Origin of the sequence: Actinoplanes utahensis, assembly GCF_016862455.1 — a bacterium.
GTDB lineage: Bacteria > Actinomycetota > Actinomycetes > Mycobacteriales > Micromonosporaceae > Actinoplanes > Actinoplanes utahensis.
In genome coordinates, this window is sequence record NZ_BOMZ01000088.1 from 113,297 (window position 1) to 132,768 (window position 19,472).

Consider the following 19,472-nt stretch of genomic DNA (forward strand, 5'->3'; position numbering starts at 1 on the left):
CGGTTTCCGGTGATTTGGATACGACGGTCTCCGTCAGCGGTGCCGCTCGGCGACCAGCACCGCGTCGTGGATGGTGATGACCCGGCCCTCCGGATCCGTCACCGTGCGGGGCCGGGACTCGGCCGTGACGACCTTCCAGCCGTCCGGCAGCAGAGCCGCGATCTCCTCCGCCGTGAACAGCATGTCCGGGAAGTGCATCCGGCCCACCGACGTGGCCAGGTCGGACGGGTGGTGACCGACGACCAGCAGGGTGCCGCCGGGGCCGACCGCCGCGGCCAGACGGGTGTACAACTCCCGGCGGGCGTCCGGGGGCAGGTGCATGAACTGGGCGCTGACCAGGTCGTACCCCTCGCCCGGCGGGTCCTGGCGCAGATCCGCGTGCCGGAAGGCGATCCGCTCCGCCACACCCGCCGCGGCCGCATGGCCCGCCGCCCGGCCGAGCGCGACCGTCGAGATGTCCACCGCCGTCACCTGCCAGCCCCGGTCCGCCAGCCACACCGCGTCGGCGCCCTCACCGCAGCCGACATCCAGCGCCCGGCCCGCCGTCATCGCGCTCACCTCGGCGACCAGCACCGGATTCGGCTGCCCGCTCCAGACGGCGTCCCGGCCCCGGTACCGCTCCTCCCAGGCGTCCTCGGAGAACATCGTGGCGATCCGGTCCCGGTACCCGGCGACCGCCTCCCGGGTCTCCTCCGCGATCAGATCCATGTTGATCGCCGCCGCCGCGGCCTGCCCACCGGCCATCGCGACGACCACCGTCGCGCCGAGATTCGTCACGTTCCCGGCCGCCCATACGCCCGGCACCGCGGTCGCCCCGGTCTCGTTCGCCGGAATCCGGCTGCCCATCACGAACCCGTTCATCTCGAACGGGCTCGCCGCCAGCCCCAGCGACTCGGCCACCGCCGACCGCGCGGTGAACCTCGGCCCGACGACCACCGCGTCCAGGGCCACCACGTCCCCGCCGTCGAGCCGTACCCCGGTCAACCGCCCGTCCGCGCCGTCGCCGCCGGTGATCTCCAGACCCTCGATCGGGGCCGCCACCACCGGGATGCCGCGGGCCGCCAGTTCCTCGGCCTGCTCGGCGCCCGGCCCCGGACCGCCGTTGAGCAGGAGCAGCACGTGCGAGCTGAGCTGCCGCCACATGTGCGCCTGGTGGATGCTCATCGGCCCGGACGCGATCACCCCGATCCGCTGGTCCCGCAGTTCCCAGCCGTGGCAGTACGGGCAGTGGGCCACATCCCGGCCCCACCGCGCGGCCAGCCCCGGGATCTCCGGCAGCTCGTCGACGAGGCCCGTCGCCAGCAGCAGACGCCGGCCCCGGACCACCCGGTCACCGTCCAGCACGACCCGGAACCCGGCGTCCTCCCGGACCGCCGACTCGGCCCGGGCCCTGACCCGCTCCACCCCGTACCCGCTCAGCTCCGCCCACCCGGCGGCCAGCAGATCCGCCGGCGGCGTGCCGTCCCGCCCCAGCACGTTGTGCATGTGCGCGGCAGGCGCGTTCCGCGGCTCGCCACTGTCCACCACCAGCACCGACCGCCGGGACCGGCCCAGCGTCAGCGCCCCGCTCAACCCGGCCGTGCCGCCACCGACGACCACGACGTCATACACCTGCTCGTCCACGGGCCCACTCCTCATCTCTCGTCCGCCGTTCCGCACCCACCGTGCCCGCGGCCCGACCGTCTGGCAACTAACGTTGCTGTTATGGCAAAAGACCTGGAGTCAGCGCTCGGCGCCGTCGGTCCCCGGCTGCGCGAGCTGCGACAGCGCCGGGACATCACGCTCACCCGGCTGGCCGAGACCACCGGCATCTCGGTGAGCACCCTGTCCCGACTCGAGTCCGGCACCCGCAAACCGACCCTGGAACTGCTGCTGCCGCTGGCCGAGGCGTACCAGGTGACGCTCGACGAACTCGTCGACGCCCCGGAGACCGGCGACCCCCGGGTCCGGGCCCGCCCGATCGAACGCGGCGGTCACACGTTCGTCCCGCTCAGTCGCCGCCCGGGCGGCCCGCAGGCCTTCAAGCAGATCCTGCCGCCCGCGGAGCCGTCGTGCGGCACACAGCAGCAGACCCATGAGGGGTACGAGTGGCTCTACGTCCTGTCCGGCCGGATCCGCCTGCTGCTCGGCGACCACGACCTGCTGCTCGGCCCCGGTGAGGCCGCCGAGTTCGACACCCGGCTGCCCCACGCGATCCTGAACGCCGGGACCACCCCCGCCGAACTGATCAACATCTTCGGCCCCCAGGGCGAACGCGTCCACGTCCGCGCCCGCCCCACCCGCTAACGGGCGATCGGGTTGCGCAGCGGGCGGCCCGCGACGAAGGCGGCGAGGTTCTCGGTGAGCAGGCCGGAGGCGCCTTCGGGGCGGCCGCCGGCGGCGTGCGGGGTGATGAGGATGTTCGGCTCGTCCCAGAGCGGGGAGGAGGCCGGCAGGGGCTCGGTGCCGAAGACGTCGAGGGCGGCGCCGGCGAGACGGCCCGTGCGGATGGCGTGGAGCAGGGCGGACTCGTCGAGGGTCGCGCCGCGGCCGACGTTCACCACCCAGGCGTGGGCGGGAAGCCGCGTAAGGATCGCGGCGTCCAGGACGCCGGTGGTCTCCGGGGTGGCGGGCAGGATGTTGATCAGCAGGTCGGTGTCCGGCAGCAGGCGGGGCAGGTCGGCGTCGGTGACGACGGGGAGGCCGTGCCGGTCGCCGGCGGTCCGGGCCACCCCGGTCACGTGGGCGCCGAGGGCGACCAGGAGCGGGGCGAGCCGGGCGGCGATGCCACCGAAGCCCCAGATGACCACGCGGGCGTCGCGCAGCGTACGGAAGGAGTCGCTCTGCCGCACCGGCTGGACGCCGCCGAGCTCACCCGCCCACCGTTTCCCGATCTGGGCCCGGATCAGCAGGTTGAGCCGCCGGGCGGCGGCCAGCACCAGGCCCAGGGTGTGCTCGGCGACGGTCCGGTCGTGCAGTCCCAGCCCGGCCGTGACCAGCACGTCCGGGGCGAAGCCGGCCCGCAGCACCGCGTCCGGTCCGGCCGCGAGGGTCTGCACCCAGCGCACCGCCTTGAGCCGCTGCGCCGCGTCGGCCAGGTTGTCCGCGCTGTTCCCCCACGCCACCAGGACCTCGGCGTCGAGGTGCCGGTCCGGCAGCGGCCGGCGCACGTCGTAGACCGCGGTCTCCACTCCGGCGGGCAGTTCCGGGTCGAGCTCGATGGTGTCGGGCAGCAGAACCTTCATGGCCGCCAGCTTGCCATTCCCGGGTCGTCGCGGTCGTCCCCGGCTGGTCGTGGGGGCTGTCTCGGCGGCGCTGAGACAGCCCCCACGACCAGCCGGGCCGGCCTCAGGACCCGGTGCCGGTCAGGCGGGCCAGTTCGGCGGCCGAGCCGATGGCGGGACGGTGCGTGGGATCGGCGGCGTACTGCCGGATGATCGAGGCGAGACGGCCCGGCTTCGTGCTGACCATGAAGAAGGCGCGGGACCGGACACCGACTCCCCGGATGGCGAAGCGGTCGACGACGGACACGTCCTCCGGGGCGATCTCCTCCCAGCGCAGGAGCACCGGGCCGCGTGCCCCGCGGATCTCGACACCGGCGGGGAGCAGCCGGCCGGGCTTCTTCGCCGCCCGCCACCACAGGGCGCCCAGGATGGGCAGCCAGACCAGCGTGACAGGCAGCGATGCCAGCCAGGTCTCCTCGCCGCGGAGGACCTCGCCGACACGCTCGGGCAGCAGGAACGCGAGCCAGAGAACCATCAGGCCGGCTGCCGACAGCACGTTGAGCGGGACGACCGGTGTCTCGAACGACGGCCCGTCGGCCCGGACCAGCACGGCGGGCGATCCGTACCGGTCGGTGCCGGCCAGCAGGCCGAAGACGACGAAGAACAGGGCGACGAGCATCGCGGCGACGACGAGAGCGACGCCCACCCCGTCGTGGAAGATCTGGGCGAGCACGCCGACCACGACCGAGGCCGCGCACGTGCCGAACAGGAACGTTCGGCTGTGCCGGGTGACGATCTCCTCGAAGCTGATCACGCGGATCAGCGTATGGCCGCGCCGCCACCCCACTCGCTGACCAGGCGGTCCCGCTCGGACTCGGTGCCGATGGCGGCACGGGCCTCGGGGCGGTGCGCGTACCAGTGGATCACGCCGGCCAGGAAGACGCTGTCGGTGCTGAGGCTGGACACCACGGTGATCTCGCCGCTGCGGCGGCCGCGCTTGCGCACCAGGCCGGGGCGGGAGACGTTGAGCAGGATCCGGTGCGGGGAGCCGGCGTGGGCCGGGAAGTCCACGCCGTCGAACGCCTCCCACGGGATGAACGTCGCGCCGAGCGACTGCCGGTCCTCGATGCCGTCGGGCCGCAGCCGCACCCCGAACCGGCCCAGGGCGAGGGCCCACCACCAGGCGATCAGCACCACGAACAGGCCGGCGAAGAGGACCGCGACCACCCAGGCGGCGTCTCCGGAGAGGGCGTCCTCGACGATGCCGGCGCCCATCGCCGTGCCGAGGGTGGTGGCGAGCGCCGCGCCGAGCACCAGGGCGGGGCTGACCGGCACGTCGAACGCCGGGACGTCGGGCCGGGCCACCAGCGCGGCCGGCCGGTAGCGGGCGCCGGCGTAGAAGGCGCCCAGGAACAGCACCAGGTTCACCAGGCCCATCCCGATCAGGAGCAGCGGCTGCACCCGGTCGGTCCGGACCACGCCGGTCACCGCGTAGAGGACGCCGATCGCCAGCGCTCCGAGCAGGATGGGCAGGCGGAACCGAGCCGTCCATTCGAACATGTCGATCAGACTAGACGACGGCCGCGACGCCACAGCGCCGCGGCCGAAGTCCGTCAGCCGGGTCAGCTGCCGATGGCGCCGCCGTCGGCCTTCCAGGTCACGACCACGGCGGGCTTGGCGAAGTCGCCGTCCGGCCAGGTCGACGCCGGCTTGTCCACGGACGCGCCGGTGATCTCGCCGGGGTGCTGGACCGCGACGAAGACCGACTTGTCGTCGCCGGTGATGAACGGGCCGCAGGTCTCGGCGCCCTTGGGCACGGTGAGGAACTGCCGCAGGTGGCCCTTCTCCTTACCCTCGATCGGGGTGGCGAACAGGCCGTCGTTGCTGCCCAGCGCGTTGCCGTCGGTGGAGATCCAGAGGTTGCCGGCGCTGTCGAAGGCGACGTTGTCCGGGCAGGAGATCGGGGAGACGGCGGCCTTGTCGTACCCACCGAAGTAGGTGTCGGCGGACGCCGGGTCGCCGCAGACGATCGGCAGCTCCCACGTGAAGGTGGTGCCGGTGTGGTCGCCGCGGGTCTCGGTGATCTCGAAGATGTGGCCGTGCTTGTTGGCGTTGCGCGGATTGGCCTCGTCCGCCTTGGCGTTCGTGCCGACACCGCGGTTGCTGTTGTTGGTCATCGCCGCGTAGATCTTGCCGGTACGCAGGCTGGGCTGGACGTCCTCGGGGCGGTCCATCTTGGTGGCGCCGACAGCGTCACCGGCGAGGCGGGTGAAGGTCAGCACCTCCTCGGCGGTCATGCCGGGCACGAAGGACCGGTTGCCCGAGACCAGCTTGATCCACTCGCCCTTGCCGTCGAACTTCCCGTCGGCGGGAAGCTTGCCGGTGCCGTCGATCTCGGCGGCCGGGCTGTCGCCGGTGACCTTGGCGACGTAGAGGGTGCCCGACTCGAGGAGCGTCAGGTTGTGCTTGCGCGCCCACGGCGACTTGCTGTCGATGTACTTCTTGTCCGAGACGAACTTGTACAGGTAGTCGAACCGCTCGTCGTCACCCATGTACGCGACGACGTGACCGCTCTTGGCGACGATGACGTTGGCGCCCTCGTGCTTGAACCGGCCCATGGCGGTGTGCTTGCGCGGGCGGCCCTCGGGGTCGAACGGGTCGACCTCGACGATCCAGCCGAACCGGTTCGCCTCGTTGGGGTTGAGGGTCAGGTCGAAGCGGTCCTGTGCCCGGTCCCACTTGCGGCTGCCGCTGAAGTAGCGGGTGGCGGTGACGAAGCCGTACCGGTTGAGCTTGGCCTTGGCGTCGGCGCTCACGCCGTCGCCGCCGATGAAGTACTGGTTGAAGTTCTCCTCGCCGGAGAGCACGGTGCCCCACGGGGTGACGCCGCCGGCACAGTTGTTCAGGGTGCCGATGACGATCCGGCCGGACGGGTCGGCCTTGGTCTTCACCAGGGCGGAGCCGGCGACCGGGCCGGTCAGCTTGAACTCGGTGTCCAGCGCGGTGATGCGGCGGTTGAACGGCAGCCGGCGGCCCTTGACCGGCTTCCACTGCCCGGTGCGGCCGACCTTCTCGATCTCGACGACCGACAGGCCGTGCGCCGCCATGGCGATCTCGACCTGCTCCACCGTGAGGGCGTCCTGGCTGGTGAAGCCACGGAACATCAGGTCCTCGTTGGTGTACTCGTGGTTGACCACGAGCAGGGCGCGGTCGCTGCGCCCCGGGATCGGCAGGACGCCGACGAAGTCGTTGTTGTAGCCGAACTGCTTCGACTGGGCCGCCGCGGTCTGCTTGTCCACGTCGAACTTGGGCGCGCCGGGCTCGACCGGGTCGCCCCAGCGGATCACCACGGAGGACCGGTAGCCCTCCGGGATGGTGAACGCGTCGAGGGTGTTCGGGGCGACCGGCTTGAAGCCGATCTTGCCGGCCTTGGGCTGCGGGTGGTGGTGCCCGTGCCCGTGGCCGCTGCCGGGGTGCGCGGCGGGGGCGGCGGCGGCGGGGCCGGCGGCCGCGAGCGCGGAGCCGCCGAAGCCGAGCACCATGGCGCCGACGGCGCCGGCGCGGACCACACCGCGGCGGCTCATCTCGGCGTTGACGACGTCGCCCAGGTACGGGTTGGCCGACTCGTTCGGCGCGGGGTGGTCACACGCGTTGGCGCAACGGTAAAGGCAGGTCATCGCGTCTCGGCTGCCGCCGCTGTGTCCCAGCAGCGGCAGCAGACGGCGACTGAAGTCCGGCATCGGTTTCGTTCTCCTCGGTCTCGCGCCACCCTGCGGTGACGTGCTGCCCGGACGCTAGGAAGCCGAGATGTACGGCGACCACCCCCGCGTGGTGGCATGCGAGTGAACGCGGCGTGAACCTCCGTCATGGTCGCCGATCGGGGCGCTGAAGCGGATCCCGTCGTAGTGAGCGCTAACAAGTAGGCACCCTAAACGTTTCAGCGCTGCAAGACCATCGACACCGAACTCTTGACAGCCGTATCGATGTTTGCGTACACATTGCTGAGCCCTTTCCCCGGAAACACTTCTGAAACCGTTGCGATGCGCACCGGAGGACCCCTCATGCCCAAGATCCCCTACCGCCTCGCGGGAGCGGCCGCCGTTCTGGTGTCGCTCCCGCTGGCGGTCTCCCCGCCGGTCGCCGCCCACGCGGTCGAGCCGGACTACACGATCACGGTGAACCCGGCCGCGACCGGCGCCGCGATTCCGAAGTCGATGTACGGCGTCTTCTTCGAGGACATCAACTACGCCGCCGACGGCGGTCTCTACGCGGAACTGGTCCGCAACCGCTCGTTCGAGTTCAACGGCACCGACGCGGCCGGCTGGAACGGCCTCACCGGCTGGACCGCCTCCGGCCCGGCCACGGTGACCAACGACGACCAGCGGCTCAACGAGCGCAACCGCAACTACCTCACGGTGAGCGGCCCGGCCGGCCTGGTCAACGCCGGCTACAACACCGGCCTCGCGGTGGCCCGGTCGGAGCACTACGACTTCTCGGTCTGGGCACGGGCCGACGCGGCCGCCTCGCTCGAGGTCGCGCTGCAGACCGCGGACGGCACCGCGCTGTCAGCGCCACTCAGGCTCAAAGTCTCCGGCGACACCTGGAAGAAGTACACCGGCACGCTGCGGGCCACCGCCACGAGCGACGTCGCCCGCCTCTCGGTGAAGACGACAGGCGCCGCCACGCTGCGCCTCGACGAGATCTCGCTGTTCCCGCGGGACACCTACAAGGGCCGCACCAACGGGCTGCGCAAGGACCTCGCCGAGAAGATCGCGGCGCTCGATCCGGGCTTCGTCCGGTTCCCCGGCGGCTGCCTGGTCAACACCGGCAGCATGTACCCGTACGACGCCGCCAACGACTACCCGCGCGCCCGGTCCTACCAGTGGAAGGACACCGTCGGGCCGGTCGAGACGCGGGCCACCAACAAGAACTTCTGGGGCTACAACGCCACCTACGGCCTCGGCTACTACGAGTACTTCCAGTTCTCCGAGGACATCGGCGCCATGCCGCTGCCGGTGCTGCCGGCGCTGGTCACCGGCTGCGGGCAGAACCGCGCCACGGTCGACGAGAAGCTGCTGCAGCAGTACATCCAGGACGCGCTCGACCTGATCGAGTTCGCCAACGGCCCGGTCACCAGCACGTGGGGCAAGGTCCGCGCCGAGATGGGCCACCCGAAGCCGTTCGGGATGACCACGATCGGCGTCGGCAACGAGGAGAACCTGCCCGAGGAGTACTGGGCGAACTTCGTGAAGTTCGAGGCCGCCATCAAGGCGAAGCACCCGGACATCACCGTGGTCAGCAACTCCGGGCCGGACGACCAGGGCGCCACGTTCGACAACCTGTGGGCCAAGAACCGGGCGCACGGCTCGGACATGGTCGACGAGCACTACTACAACAGCCCGGCGTGGTTCCTGCAGAACAACAAGCGCTACGACGCGTACGACCGCAATGGTCCCAAGGTCTTCCTCGGCGAGTACGCGTCGCTGGACAACAAGCTGTACAACTCGCTGGCCGAGGCCGCGTACATGACCGGCCTGGAGCGCAACGCCGACGTGGTGAAGATGGCGTCCTACGCGCCGCTGCTCGCCAACATCGACAACGTGCAGTGGAAGCCGGACATGATCTGGTTCGACAACGACGAGTCGTGGGGCTCCACCAGCTACCACGTGCAGAAGCTGTTCATGAACAACGTCGGTGACCGGGTCGTCCCGACCACCACGACCGGCGGCGGCGTACAGACGGCCAAGCCGATCACCGGCGCGATCGGCCTGTCCACCTGGCGGACCGCGGCGACGTACGACGACGTCAAGGTCACCAGGCCGGACGGCACGACACTGTTCAGCGACGACTTCTCCGACGGGAACGCCGACGGCTGGTCGCCGGTGACCAACCGCGGCGACTGGAGCGTCCGCGACGGCGGTTACGCCCAGACGACCACGGACACCGAGGACACCATGGTCAAGGCGGCGACGATCGCCGAGACCGATTACGACTACACCCTCAAGGCCACCAAGCAGGCCGGCGCCGAGGGCTTCCTGGTCGCGTTCGGCATCCAGGAGACCGGCAACTTCTACTGGTGGAACCTGGGCGGCTGGAACAACACCCAGGGCGCCGTGGAGAAGGGCGTCACCAGCGCCAAGGAACAGCTGCTGACCAAGCCCAACACGGTCGAGACCGGAAAGACCTACGACCTCCGGATCTCGGTACGGGGTACGAAGGTCACCCTCTACCTGGACGGCGTGGAGTGGGCCTCGTTCGACGACAACGCGGTCACCGAGCCGTTCGCGCAGGTCGTCACCGAGGACACCAAGGCCGGCGAGCTCATCGTCAAGGTCGTCAACGCGCAGGACACGCCGGCGGTCACCCGGATCGACCTGGGCGGGCGCAAGGTGTCGCGGACCGCGAAGCAGACCGTGATCACCGGTGACCCGGGCGAGCAGAACACCCGCTCCGCCGAGCCGATCCAGCCGGTCACCACGACCGTCACCGGGATCGCCTCCACGTTCACCCGCGAGTTCGCGCCGAACTCGGTCACCTTCCTGCGCATCAAGACCCGATGAGGAGCCCGTCGATGAACCGACGAACCGTGTTGACGGGCGGCGCCGTGGGCGCCCTCGCCGTCGTCCTGCCCGCGGGCGCGGACGGCGCCCCGCAGGCGAAGCCGCTGCCCACCGATGCTGAAATCTATGGTGTGCCCACCGTCGACCCGCTGATCAGCCAGCGCGCGGACCCCTGGATCACCAAGCCGGTGAACGGCACCTACTACTTCACCGGGTCGGTGCCCGAGTACGACCGCCTGGTCATCCGCGGCGCCTCCACCATCGAGGGCCTCGCATCCGCCGAGGAGTCGGTGATCTGGCGCCGGCCCACCAGCGGCAGGATGGGCGGCCACATCTGGGCGCCGGAGCTGCACCGCATCGGCGGCCGGTGGTACATCTACTTCGCCGCCGGTGACGCCGGCGACGTGTTCCGGATCCGCACCTACGTGATGGAGTCGGCGCTCGACGACCCGCGCGACCCGGCCGGCTGGACCCTCAAGGGGCAGCTGGTCACCGAGTGGGACGGCTTCACCCTCGACGCCACCAGCTTCACCCACAAGGGCAGGCAGTACCTGGTGTGGGCGCAGAGCGAGCCGGAGATCGCGGTCAACACCAGCCTGTACATCGCCGAGATGGCGAACCCGTGGACCTTCAAGTCCAAGCCGACCCGGATCGCCACCCCCACGAAGAGCTGGGAGATCATCGGGTACCGGGTGAACGAGGGCCCCGCCGTGCTCATCCGCAACGGCAAGGTGTTCATCACCTTCTCGGCCAGCGCGACCGACGCGAACTACTGCATGGGCCTGCTCACCGCCTCGGCCTCCGCCGACCTGCTGAAGCGGGAGAGCTGGACGAAGAACCCGGACCCGATCTTCGTGTCGAACGAGGAGACCGAGCGGTACGGCCCGGGGCACAACTCGTTCACGGTGGCCGAGGACGGGAAGACGGACGTGCTCGTCTACCACGCCCGCGACTACAAGGCGATCACCGGCGACCCGCTGTACGACCCCAACCGGCACACCCGGGTGCAGAAGGTCTACTGGCACGAGGACGGGACGCCGCTGTTCGGCATCCCGGTCGGCTCCGGCGGCCCCATCGTCCGGCTGTCGCCCGCCGACGCCAAGCGCTCCTTCGTCAAGCACGAGGGCGACGCGATCCGGGCCGTCCAGGCCCCGCGTGAGCTGGAGCTGACCCAGTTCCGGTTCGTCAAGGCCGCCGACGGCGCCGAGACGATCCAGTCGGTCGACCAGCCGGCGAAGTTCGTGGCGGTCGACGGCACGCGCGTGGCGCTGGGCGCGACCGGCACACCGGTGACCCGGATCGCCGTGAAGGACGGCGTGACCATCCGGGTCGCGCCCGGCCGGTTCCTGAAGGTCCTGAAGAACGGCGAGCTCACCGTCGCCGACAAGGCCACGGTCTTCACGCTCAGCTGAGCACTCCGCCGGGGGCGGGCGCAGCCCCGCCCCCGGCGGCCGACCTCCGGGATCGTGCCATGGACGCCTCCGCGCTGGCCTTCCTGCAGGTCGGCCGGGCCGGGGTGATCCGGGACTGGAATCCGGCCGCCGAGAAGCTGTTCGGCTGGACGCGGGAGGAGATCCTCGGGCAGCGGCTGACGGGCACCGTCATCCCGCCGGCGCTGCGATCCGCGCACAACGCCGGATTCGCCCGCAGGCTGGTCAGCGGCGACAGCGACGGCCTGGGCCACCCGACCGAAGTGCCGGCCCTGCACCGCGACGGCTCCGAACTGCGCATCTCGATGACCGTCGTCGCGCTCGGCGACGACGGCTTCTTCGCGTACGTCACCGACCGGACCGACGGGCACCGGGCCCAGCAGGAACTGCAGCGCAGCCACACGCTGATCAGCGCGATCCTGCAGCACACCACGGCGATGATCTCGGCGAAGGACCTGGCCGGCCGCCACCTGTTCGTCAACGGCGAGTACGAGCGGGCCTTCCAGGTCACCGCCGCCGACATGGTCGGCCGCACCGAGGCCGACCTGCTGTCCGCCTCGGTGGCCGCGGTCGGGCGCACCCACGACCAGGAGGTCGTCGCGAGCGGCACGGCGAAGACGGTCCTCGAGGAGATCCCGTTCGGCGACGAGATCCGCCGGTACGTGGTCACCCGGGTGCCGCTGACCGACCCGGACGGCTCGGTGCACGGCTTCTGCGCGATCGCCGTCGACGACACCGTGCGCCAGCGCAGCGAGGACGCCATCGCGGCCGGCGAGCGACGGTTCTGGACCACGGTCAACAACGCGCCCGGCATGCTCTACCAGTTCCGGATGGAACCGGACGGCCGGACCTCCGTCACCTTCGCCTCCGACGGATGCCGCGACATCTACCAACTCGAACCCGGCGAGATCCTCGAGTCGGCGGCCCGGATCGTCGACATCATCGCCCCCGAGGACCGGCAGTCGTTCGCCGACACCGTGCTGGAATCGGCGCGGACCCTGGAGCCGTGGGACTGGCGCGGCAGCGTGATCCGGCGCGACGGGTCACGGCGCTGGCTGTACGGCGTGGCCCGGCCGCACCGGGAGCCGGACGCCGCCCTCACCGCGCTGATCGCCGCGAAGGATCAGGAGGCCCTGGCCGGCCTGTGGCGCGCCGCGCTACGCGGCGAACGCGCCGACTCCGACGTGGCCGGCCCCGGCGGCCGCCTGCTGGTCCGCCTCCGCCCGCGCGGCGCGACGATCAACGTGTCCTGCTTCCGGATCACCACGCCGCGGGAACACTCGGCATGACCACGCCCACCGGGCCCCGCCTGCCCCGCAAACTCGGCGAGATCGGCATCCCGATGACGCCGCTGCCGGCCGGCACACCGGTCGGCGACATCGCCGGCGCCCTCGCCGCGGACACCCTCGCCCCCGGCGTGATCATCGAGGCCAGCGACGGGTACCGGCTGCTGAGCCGGGCCGCGGTGGACCGGGTCCACAACGGCCCCGGAACCGCCGGCCACCGCACCGCCGGTGAGCTGACCGGCGCGGGCACGCTCGGACTCGCCGCCGACACCGACATCGACATGGCCGCCGAGGCCGCGCTGGCCCGCCCCGCCGCCGACCGTGAGGAGCCGGTGCTGGTCCGTTGGCCGGACGGCCGGTACGGCATCGCCCCGATCGTCGACCTGCTCGCCGCCATGGCCGGCCGGTTCGCGCGGCTGTCGCGTACCGACCCGCTCACCGGCCTGCCGATCAGCGTCGAAGCCGGCATCGGCGTCAGTCACGCCGACCACCACGACGTCACGGTGCTGATGCGCCGGGCCGCCGCCGCGGTGCGCCGCGCCAAGCACGAGCGCACCGGCGTCGTCGAAGGGACCCCGCGCCTGCACACCAACCAGCGCGTCGACCTACGGCAGCTCACCGAACTGCGGGCCGGTCTGCGCTCCGGGCACCTGCGGCTGCACTACCAGCCGCTGCACGACGCCACCACTCGCCGCATGCACGGCGCGGAGGCCCTGGTCCGCTGGCAGCACCCGCAACGCGGCCTGCTGCCGCCCGGCGTCTTCCTGCCCGACGCGGAACGCTCCGACGTCATCCTGGAATTGGCCGACTGGGTGCTGGCCGAGGCCCTGCACCAGGCCGCCGTCTGCCACGGCTCCGGTCTGCACCTGCCGGTCTCGGTCAACCTGCCGCCCGCGTACCTGGCCCAGGACCGCGCCGTCGACACCATCCTCACCCTGCCGAACCTGGCGGGCGTGTCCGCCTCGATGCTCACCGTCGAGAGCACCGAGACCGCCGTCCTGACCCGCCAGGAACTCGTCGCCGCCCAGCTCGCCGAACTCCGCGCCCGTGGCATCCGGGTCGCCATCGACGACTTCGGCACCGGCTACACCTCGCTGGGCCTGCTCCCCGCCCTGCCCATCGACGAGCTGAAGATCGACCGCTCCTTCGTGATCCGCATGCACGACTCCCCGGCCCACGCCACCATCATCGAGTCGGTCATCGCCATCGCCCGTTCCCTGGGCCTGACCGTCGTCGCCGAGGGCGTCGAGGACGAGCCGACCGCCGCCGACCTGGCCACCGCGGGCGTCGACCTGCTCCAGGGCTTCGGCCTGAACCGCCCCCATCCCCCCGAGCTGATCCCCACCCTCCCCGCCCTCCCCATCTGAAACGCGTCTCCCCAGCCGCGCGGTCTCTCCCTTTTGCGGGAGTACGTCCCTCGCGCGCCGCCCCGTCATCGGACCGTCGTTCCGGCCTCCAGTGAACCCGTGAGAGATCGTCGGCGTGTACCAGGGTGGACGCCCACCCATCGATGGGCTCACCTCGCGCGGGGAGGGAACATGCCATGCCACAGGATCCTGACGACCTGCTCATCGACTGGCAGCAGCGCGTCGGACAGCAGACCGAGGCCAGCCGGGAACTGAGCCATCGCATGCAACAGGTCAACGGATCGGCGGAGTCCCCGGACGGCGACGTCGTCGTGACGGTCGATCACGCTGGCGGTCTCAGCAGTCTGACGCTGGCTGACGAAGCGATGCGACTCTATCCGGAGGAACTGGCCGAGCTCATCATGGCGACCAACCGACGGGCTCAGTCCCGGCTCTCCGAGGAGATGGGGGAGCTGGTCAAAGGAATGTTCGGCTCCGACTCGGCCACCACGTCGTTCATCGCCGGAACCTACGCCGAACAGTTCCCGGCCTCAGAGGACGACGAGCGCGAAGGACGTGGTCGGTGATGGCCGAACCCCGACTGCACATCAACGTGGAAGCCGTGAGCAGCCACGCAGACAAAGTGGACGAGGTCGCGAGCATGCTCGACGAGGCGCGCGCGGCTACCACACATCTGGATCAACACGACGAGGTCTATGGCGAGTGGCCCAGCAACCTGATCCTGCCGATGCTCAATATCGCGCAGGAAGACGCCACCCACCAGATGCGAACCGGAACCGACGCGACCGCTCATCTCGCTGACCTGTTACGCGCGCTGACCGTGGACATCAGCCTCACCGACCACGAGGCCGCGCAGGTCCTGAGCTTCCGGGAGCCGGAACGATGAGCGCGACCTACGGTGGGCTGATCGCACCGGATGCCGACCGGAAGATCTACGAAGGCGCCGGCATTTTCGAGTCGGCGAACGGCCTGGCCGAGGGCATCGTGAAACGAGACTGGGGTGGCGCGGCCGGGAACCTCGTCGCGACCGGGCTAGGTGCCATCGGTGCGGTCACGGACCCATTGCAAACGGTCTTCTCCGCGGGCCTCGGATGGTTGTTCGAACACGTGTCGTTCATCCGCGAGCCGTTCGATCGAACCTTGGGAAACCCCAAGGCGATCGAGGGCCACGCCGAAAGCTGGAAGAAGATCGAGGCACGGATCTACGAAGCGGCCGATCTGCTCGTTGCGGAAGCCGACAACACCATGAAGGTATGGACGGCTGAATCCGCGAACTCTTATCGCCGGCGCGTTCACGATCACGCTCTGAATCTCCAAGCGATGGGCAAGATCGCCGACGGAATGGGCAAGCTCACCTACGGCCTCGGAGCGCTGGTGGGTGTCGTCAGGAACACCATCCGGGACATCCTCTGTCAGTTCGCAGGCTCACTCCTCTCCATTGGTCTGCAGGCGGTCACCGGAGTCATGATGCCGGCCGCTCTGCTCAAGGTTGCGGACCTGGCGTTCAGCACCAGCAAGCAGATACTCACCGTGGTGCGACGCCTCTTCGACGCGATCAGGGAGGCGGGTCACGCGGTGAAGGCGATGGGCTTCCTCATGCGGAGGATCAACAAGGCGAATGACAACGTCCTGCGCCTCTTCACGCACCGGTCTGAAGCCGCCGAAGTGATGCGGGAAGGATGGCTCGGGCCGCTCAAGGGAACCGGCAAGCTCTTCCTGGGTGATTTCCGCGTCTATGGTGCTCCGCATCAGGTGCTCATCAATACCGGGCGCGCCGCAGCGGAGTCGAACACGTCGCAGAACACCGGCTCGACGATCGACAACATTCCGAAGGGCAATCCGGATCCGGATCCCCTCGACCCCCCGTCCTGAGGTAGGAACCCCGTGGGAGACTCCGCTGAGCGCAAGGCCAAACAGCGCGCCGCGGTCGAGGCCGTCAAGGCCAAGATCGAGGCGGCCAGGGCTGAAATCGAACACGAGCAGGCCGAAATGGAGGCTTCAGCCCCGGACCCGGAGACGTCCGTCGTTGATCGACGCAAAGGCAGCACACTCCGCGACGTCACGGTTCTCGCACTGATCCTTGTGCTGAGTTTCCTGGTCATGGGCAGCGGCTTCACCTTGCTCCGGTCGGCAGGCCGCGATTTCAGCGCATCCGAGCGTCTGGGCTGGGCGTCTGTCACGGCCTGCGCCGAGCACGGCCCCATCTCCACCAAGGGCTTCGGCTACTGGGGCACCTGCCGGATCGTGATCCGTTGGGACGACGGTACGACCGACAGGCTGGTCAACGATGCCGACTTCTCCGATGCGGACATCGGCCGGGAGATCCGCATCGGCTACGTCGGCGAACACAGATATCAACTGGAACTCGCCCGTGAAGATGCCCCCTACCGCCCTTGGTTGACATGGATCGGAGTCGTCGTCGCCCTGGTGGGCGGGATTCCTCTGTTCATCATCGGAGTCTTGATCACTCTGGCGTTGCCGCGGCGATGAACGAGGATGGGAGGAAGTCGGTGCGGTTCAGGGTGCTGGTGCGGCGGCGGTACTCCTTGGCCTTGCCGGGCCAGTTGGTGACGACGCGGCCGGTGGCGGTGCGGTACCAGCTCTGGCAGCTCGTCCAGACGCTCGTCGACAGGCGGGACTGGATCTCGCTGTCGTAGGCGGCTGCCACGTCCGGGCGTACCTCCAGAATGTCGCCCGCGGCGACCCGTCGCACCGCTTGCGTGATCCAGCGGGCCTGCGCCTCGTGGAAGTAGATCACCGACGTGTTGCCGGTGTTCGTGTTGGGTCCGTAGACCAGGAACATGTTGGGGAAGTGGGGGACGGCCAGGCCCAGGTACGCGTGGGCCCCGTCCCGCCACTCGTCGACGAGCCGCACCCCGTCCCGGCCGGTGACCTCGATCGGGACGAGGAACTCGGTGGCGGCGAAACCGGTGCCGTAGACGAGCACGTCGCAGGGGTGGTCGATGCCGTCGGCGGTGCGGATGCCGGATGAGGTGACAGCGACGATCTTCTCGGTGATCAGGTCGACGTCGGGGCGGGCCAGGGCGGGCAGCCAGGCGTTGGTGAACAGGACCCGTTTGCAGCCCAGCGGCTCGTCGGGGGTGACCCGCGCGCGCAGTTCGGGATCGCGGACCTGCCAGTGGCGCTGCGCCCAGGCGTAGCCGCGGACCAGGGCGTTGACCGGGCGGTTGCCGGCCAGGGCGGCGCCTTGGATCAGGGTGAGACCCCAGGTGGCGAGGCGGGACAGCCGCATCAGCGCGGGCATCCGGCGGTTCGCGGCCGTGCGGAGCCGGCCGTAGCGGCGGTCCGGTTTCGGCAGGGTCCACGGGGCGGTGCGCTGGAAGACGTCGATGTGCGCGGCCCGGCCGGCGATGGCGGGGACGAGCTGGATGGCGCTGGCGCCGGTGCCGACGACGGCGACCCGCCTGCCGTCGATCGGGATGCCGGGGGTCCAGTGGGCGGTGTGGACGGCGACGCCGGGGAACGAGCCGGCGCCGGGCAGGGACGGGATGCTGGGCCGGGAGAGCTGCCCGACCGCCGGGATCAGCACGTCGGCTTCCAGCGTCGTACCGGTGGTGAGCGTGATGTCCCAGTGGCGACCGGTCCAGGCCGCCGCCGCGACTTCGGCGCCGAGGCGGACCAGTGGGGTCACGCCTTTCTCGGCGGCGCAGCGTTGCAGGTAGGCGAGGATCTCGTGGTGCGGCGGATACCGCCGCGACCAGTCCGGGTTCGGGGCGAAGGAGAAGGAGTAGAGCGGCGCCGGTACGTCACACGCGCACCCGGGATAGGTGTTGTCCCGCCATACGCCGCCGATCCGGTCCGCCTTCTCCAGGATCACGATGTCGCGGAGACCGGCCTTCATCAGTTCGACGGCGGTCGCCACCCCGCCGAACCCGGCCCCGATGATCACGACCCGGGTCATGGCCGCCGCCCCCGCACGGTGAGGCGCAGCGCCGCCGGCGCGGTCGCCGGGACGACCGGGTTCCGTGGTGTCACGGGGTCGACCGGTCGATATCCGGTCGTGGGGCGCGGGTCGGGTTCGCCCGCGTTGGGCCACAGGGCGACCGCCCGTTCCGCCAGCGCGGTGATCGTCAGCGACGGGTTGACCCCGAGGTTGGCCGCGACCACCGATCCGTCGATCACGTGCAGCCCCGGATGGCCGAAGAGCCGGTGGTACGGGTCGACGACCCCGCGCTCCGCGGACTCCCCGATCGCGCACCCGCCGATGAAGTGCCCGGTCACCGGCCGCCCGATCAGCTCGGTGTACGACCCGGCCGGCACCCCGTCGACCTTGTCGGCGACTCGCCGGGCCACGTCGTGGGCGGCCGGCACCCACACCGGGTTGGGTTCGCCGATGCCGGGCCGGCTGCTGAGCCGCCGCCCGAACATGCCCCGTCTGGTGTGCACGGTGATCGAGTTGTCCAGCGGCTGCATCGCCAGCAGCACGACCGTCTCCTTCGACCAGTTCCGCGGCGACACGTACAACCGCAGGTCCCGGCCCGCTCTGGCGAGCTTCTTGACGGCTTCCCACCAGCGCGGCCGGCCCTCGTCGACGAGCACCGTGGCGAGCAGCGCGAGCAGGTTGCTGCCGGGCCCGTACCGGACCGGTTCGACATGGGTGACCGGGTCGGGGTGGATCGAGGAGGTGATCGCGACCCCGTGGCTGAAGTCGAGGTCTCTGCGGCGGGTACGGGCGCCGAGGATCGATTCGGAGTTGGTCCGGCTCAGCTCGCCCAGCCGCGGCGACACGTGCGGCAGCAGCCCCCGATCGCGCATCCGGTGCAGCAGACGCTGAGTGCCGAGCGCCCCACCGGCGAGGACCACCTGCTCGGCGGTGAATCGCCGGCCTCCCGTCAGCCGCCCGGTCCGGCGGGTGTCGACGGCGTATCCACCGCCGGGAAGCGGCCGTACCGCCGTCACGGTCGTCAGCGCGACCACGTCGGCACCGGCCCGCTCGGCCAGGTACAGATAGTTCTTGACCAGGGTGTTCTTGGCGTTGCCCCGGCATCCGGTCATGCACGACCCGCAGAGGGTGCAGGTGCGCCGGTCCGGTCCGGCCCCGCCGAAGAACGGGTCGGGCACCGCTTCTCCGGGCCGGCCGCCGAACAGCACCCCGACCGGTGTGGGCCGGAACGTGTGGCCCACCCCGAGGTCGTCGGCGACCGCCTTGAGCGCCCGGTCGGATGCCGTCTCGACCGGGTTCGCCGTCACCCCGAGCATCCGTTTCGCCTGGTCGTAGTAGGGGGCGAGTTCGTTCTTCCAGTCCGTGACGCCGGCCCACTGCGGGTCGGTGAAGAAGGCGTCCGGCGGCTCGTAGAGCGTGCACGCGTACCCCAGCGATCCCCCGCCGACGCCCGCCCCCGACATGATCATCACGTCTTTGAGCAGGGTGAGCCGCAGGATGCCGTAGCAGCCGAGCGCGGGGGCGTAGAGGTAGTCACGCAGCCGCCAGGAGGTGATGGCGAACTGCTCGTCGGTGAAGCGCCGGCCCGATTCGAGGACGCCGACGCGGTAGCCCTTCTCGGTCAGGCGCAGCGCGGTCACGCTGCCACCGAACCCGGAGCCGATGACGAGGACGTCGTAGTCGTACGACATCGCCGTACCATCACACCCTTATTGGCAACAT

General features: G+C 70.6%; 16 protein-coding genes. 9 read left to right on the top strand and 7 right to left on the bottom strand.

The window, feature by feature from the left end; all coding sequences use genetic code 11:
• Nucleotides 1-33: 33 nt before the first annotated feature.
• Complete coding sequence (locus Aut01nite_RS31065; RefSeq protein WP_043525224.1) at nt 34-1,638, bottom strand: bifunctional NAD(P)/FAD-dependent oxidoreductase/class I SAM-dependent methyltransferase; 1,605 nt, start codon at nt 1,636-1,638, stop codon at nt 34-36.
• Between the two features lie 66 nt (nt 1,639-1,704).
• Between Aut01nite_RS31065 and Aut01nite_RS31070 the strand changes: the two genes are divergently transcribed.
• Complete coding sequence (locus tag Aut01nite_RS31070) at nt 1,705-2,286, top strand: helix-turn-helix domain-containing protein (protein WP_043525223.1); 582 nt, start codon at nt 1,705-1,707, stop codon at nt 2,284-2,286.
• On the opposite strand, the gene Aut01nite_RS31075 is transcribed toward Aut01nite_RS31070, so the two are convergent.
• The 4 genes from Aut01nite_RS31075 to Aut01nite_RS31090 all read right to left on the bottom strand — a co-directional run bounded on the left by Aut01nite_RS31075 (nt 2,283) and on the right by Aut01nite_RS31090 (nt 6,943).
• Nucleotides 2,283-3,224 carry a phosphoglycerate dehydrogenase gene (locus tag Aut01nite_RS31075; RefSeq protein ID WP_043525221.1) on the bottom strand — a complete coding sequence of 314 codons (942 nt, stop codon included), beginning with the start codon at nt 3,222-3,224 and terminating at the stop codon, nt 2,283-2,285. The two genes, Aut01nite_RS31070 and Aut01nite_RS31075, sit on opposite strands and share 4 nt — an antisense overlap.
• A gap of 103 nt (nt 3,225-3,327) precedes the next feature.
• The gene (locus Aut01nite_RS31080; RefSeq protein WP_152628708.1) at nt 3,328-4,017 is read right to left on the bottom strand and encodes a hypothetical protein; all 690 of its coding nucleotides are present in this window, start codon (nt 4,015-4,017) and stop codon (nt 3,328-3,330) included.
• Nucleotides 4,018-4,022: 5 nt separating this feature from the next.
• Nucleotides 4,023-4,763 carry a hypothetical protein gene (locus Aut01nite_RS31085; protein WP_043525218.1) on the bottom strand — a complete coding sequence of 247 codons (741 nt, stop codon included), beginning with the start codon at nt 4,761-4,763 and terminating at the stop codon, nt 4,023-4,025.
• Nucleotides 4,764-4,825: 62 nt separating this feature from the next.
• Nucleotides 4,826-6,943 (bottom strand): PhoX family protein, encoded by a 2,118-nt coding sequence (locus Aut01nite_RS31090; RefSeq protein WP_043525216.1) that lies wholly within the window; start codon nt 6,941-6,943, stop codon nt 4,826-4,828.
• A 321-nt stretch (nt 6,944-7,264) separates the two neighbouring features.
• On the opposite strand from Aut01nite_RS31090, the gene Aut01nite_RS31095 reads away from it, so the two are divergent.
• The 8 genes from Aut01nite_RS31095 to Aut01nite_RS31130 all read left to right on the top strand — a co-directional run bounded on the left by Aut01nite_RS31095 (nt 7,265) and on the right by Aut01nite_RS31130 (nt 16,336).
• A complete protein-coding gene (locus Aut01nite_RS31095) occupies nt 7,265-9,763 on the top strand; it encodes an alpha-L-arabinofuranosidase family protein (protein WP_043525215.1) in 2,499 nt (832 codons plus the stop codon).
• Nucleotides 9,764-9,774: 11 nt separating this feature from the next.
• On the top strand, nt 9,775-11,175 hold the full coding sequence (locus tag Aut01nite_RS31100; protein WP_052163745.1) for a glycoside hydrolase family 43 protein: 1,401 nt from the start codon (nt 9,775-9,777) through the stop codon (nt 11,173-11,175).
• A gap of 59 nt (nt 11,176-11,234) precedes the next feature.
• Nucleotides 11,235-12,482, top strand: coding sequence for a PAS domain-containing protein (locus tag Aut01nite_RS31105; RefSeq protein ID WP_043525213.1), 1,248 nt, complete (start codon nt 11,235-11,237; stop codon nt 12,480-12,482).
• Nucleotides 12,479-13,846, top strand: a complete 1,368-nt coding sequence (locus tag Aut01nite_RS31110; RefSeq protein WP_052163744.1) for an EAL domain-containing protein — start codon at nt 12,479-12,481, stop codon at nt 13,844-13,846. Before Aut01nite_RS31105 ends, Aut01nite_RS31110 begins: the two co-directional genes overlap by 4 nt.
• A gap of 176 nt (nt 13,847-14,022) precedes the next feature.
• Nucleotides 14,023-14,412, top strand: coding sequence for a YbaB/EbfC family nucleoid-associated protein (locus Aut01nite_RS31115; protein ID WP_043525212.1), 390 nt, complete (start codon nt 14,023-14,025; stop codon nt 14,410-14,412).
• On the top strand, nt 14,412-14,732 hold the full coding sequence (locus tag Aut01nite_RS31120; protein WP_043525211.1) for a type VII secretion target: 321 nt from the start codon (nt 14,412-14,414) through the stop codon (nt 14,730-14,732). The genes Aut01nite_RS31115 and Aut01nite_RS31120 overlap by 1 nt, the downstream gene beginning before the upstream one ends.
• A complete protein-coding gene (locus Aut01nite_RS31125) occupies nt 14,729-15,718 on the top strand; it encodes a hypothetical protein (RefSeq protein WP_043525210.1) in 990 nt (329 codons plus the stop codon). The genes Aut01nite_RS31120 and Aut01nite_RS31125 overlap by 4 nt, the downstream gene beginning before the upstream one ends.
• Nucleotides 15,719-15,730: 12 nt before the next feature.
• Nucleotides 15,731-16,336 (top strand): DUF6346 domain-containing protein, encoded by a 606-nt coding sequence (locus Aut01nite_RS31130; RefSeq protein WP_043525209.1) that lies wholly within the window; start codon nt 15,731-15,733, stop codon nt 16,334-16,336.
• Here the strand turns inward: Aut01nite_RS31130 and Aut01nite_RS31135 are convergent.
• Both Aut01nite_RS31135 and Aut01nite_RS31140 read right to left on the bottom strand, forming a co-directional pair.
• Nucleotides 16,311-17,768: a flavin-containing monooxygenase gene (locus Aut01nite_RS31135; protein ID WP_043525208.1), complete on the bottom strand. Its 1,458-nt coding sequence runs from the start codon at nt 17,766-17,768 to the stop codon at nt 16,311-16,313. The two genes, Aut01nite_RS31130 and Aut01nite_RS31135, sit on opposite strands and share 26 nt — an antisense overlap.
• Complete coding sequence (locus Aut01nite_RS31140) at nt 17,765-19,441, bottom strand: GMC oxidoreductase (protein ID WP_043525207.1); 1,677 nt, start codon at nt 19,439-19,441, stop codon at nt 17,765-17,767. The genes Aut01nite_RS31135 and Aut01nite_RS31140 overlap by 4 nt, the downstream gene beginning before the upstream one ends.
• Nucleotides 19,442-19,472: the final 31 nt, after the last annotated feature.

Coding starts and splice junctions, on each gene's coding strand:
- Aut01nite_RS31065 (WP_043525224.1), bottom strand. CDS start 1,638: ATGAGGAGTGGGCCCGTGGACGAGCAGGTGTATGACGTCGTGGTCGTC.
- Aut01nite_RS31070 (WP_043525223.1), top strand. CDS start 1,705: ATGGCAAAAGACCTGGAGTCAGCGCTCGGCGCCGTCGGTCCCCGGCTG.
- Aut01nite_RS31075 (WP_043525221.1), bottom strand. CDS start 3,224: ATGAAGGTTCTGCTGCCCGACACCATCGAGCTCGACCCGGAACTGCCC.
- Aut01nite_RS31085 (WP_043525218.1), bottom strand. CDS start 4,763: ATGTTCGAATGGACGGCTCGGTTCCGCCTGCCCATCCTGCTCGGAGCG.
- Aut01nite_RS31090 (WP_043525216.1), bottom strand. CDS start 6,943: ATGCCGGACTTCAGTCGCCGTCTGCTGCCGCTGCTGGGACACAGCGGC.
- Aut01nite_RS31095 (WP_043525215.1), top strand. CDS start 7,265: ATGCCCAAGATCCCCTACCGCCTCGCGGGAGCGGCCGCCGTTCTGGTG.
- Aut01nite_RS31100 (WP_052163745.1), top strand. CDS start 9,775: ATGAACCGACGAACCGTGTTGACGGGCGGCGCCGTGGGCGCCCTCGCC.
- Aut01nite_RS31105 (WP_043525213.1), top strand. CDS start 11,235: ATGGACGCCTCCGCGCTGGCCTTCCTGCAGGTCGGCCGGGCCGGGGTG.
- Aut01nite_RS31110 (WP_052163744.1), top strand. CDS start 12,479: ATGACCACGCCCACCGGGCCCCGCCTGCCCCGCAAACTCGGCGAGATC.
- Aut01nite_RS31115 (WP_043525212.1), top strand. CDS start 14,023: ATGCCACAGGATCCTGACGACCTGCTCATCGACTGGCAGCAGCGCGTC.
- Aut01nite_RS31120 (WP_043525211.1), top strand. CDS start 14,412: ATGGCCGAACCCCGACTGCACATCAACGTGGAAGCCGTGAGCAGCCAC.
- Aut01nite_RS31125 (WP_043525210.1), top strand. CDS start 14,729: ATGAGCGCGACCTACGGTGGGCTGATCGCACCGGATGCCGACCGGAAG.
- Aut01nite_RS31135 (WP_043525208.1), bottom strand. CDS start 17,768: ATGACCCGGGTCGTGATCATCGGGGCCGGGTTCGGCGGGGTGGCGACC.
- Aut01nite_RS31140 (WP_043525207.1), bottom strand. CDS start 19,441: ATGTCGTACGACTACGACGTCCTCGTCATCGGCTCCGGGTTCGGTGGC.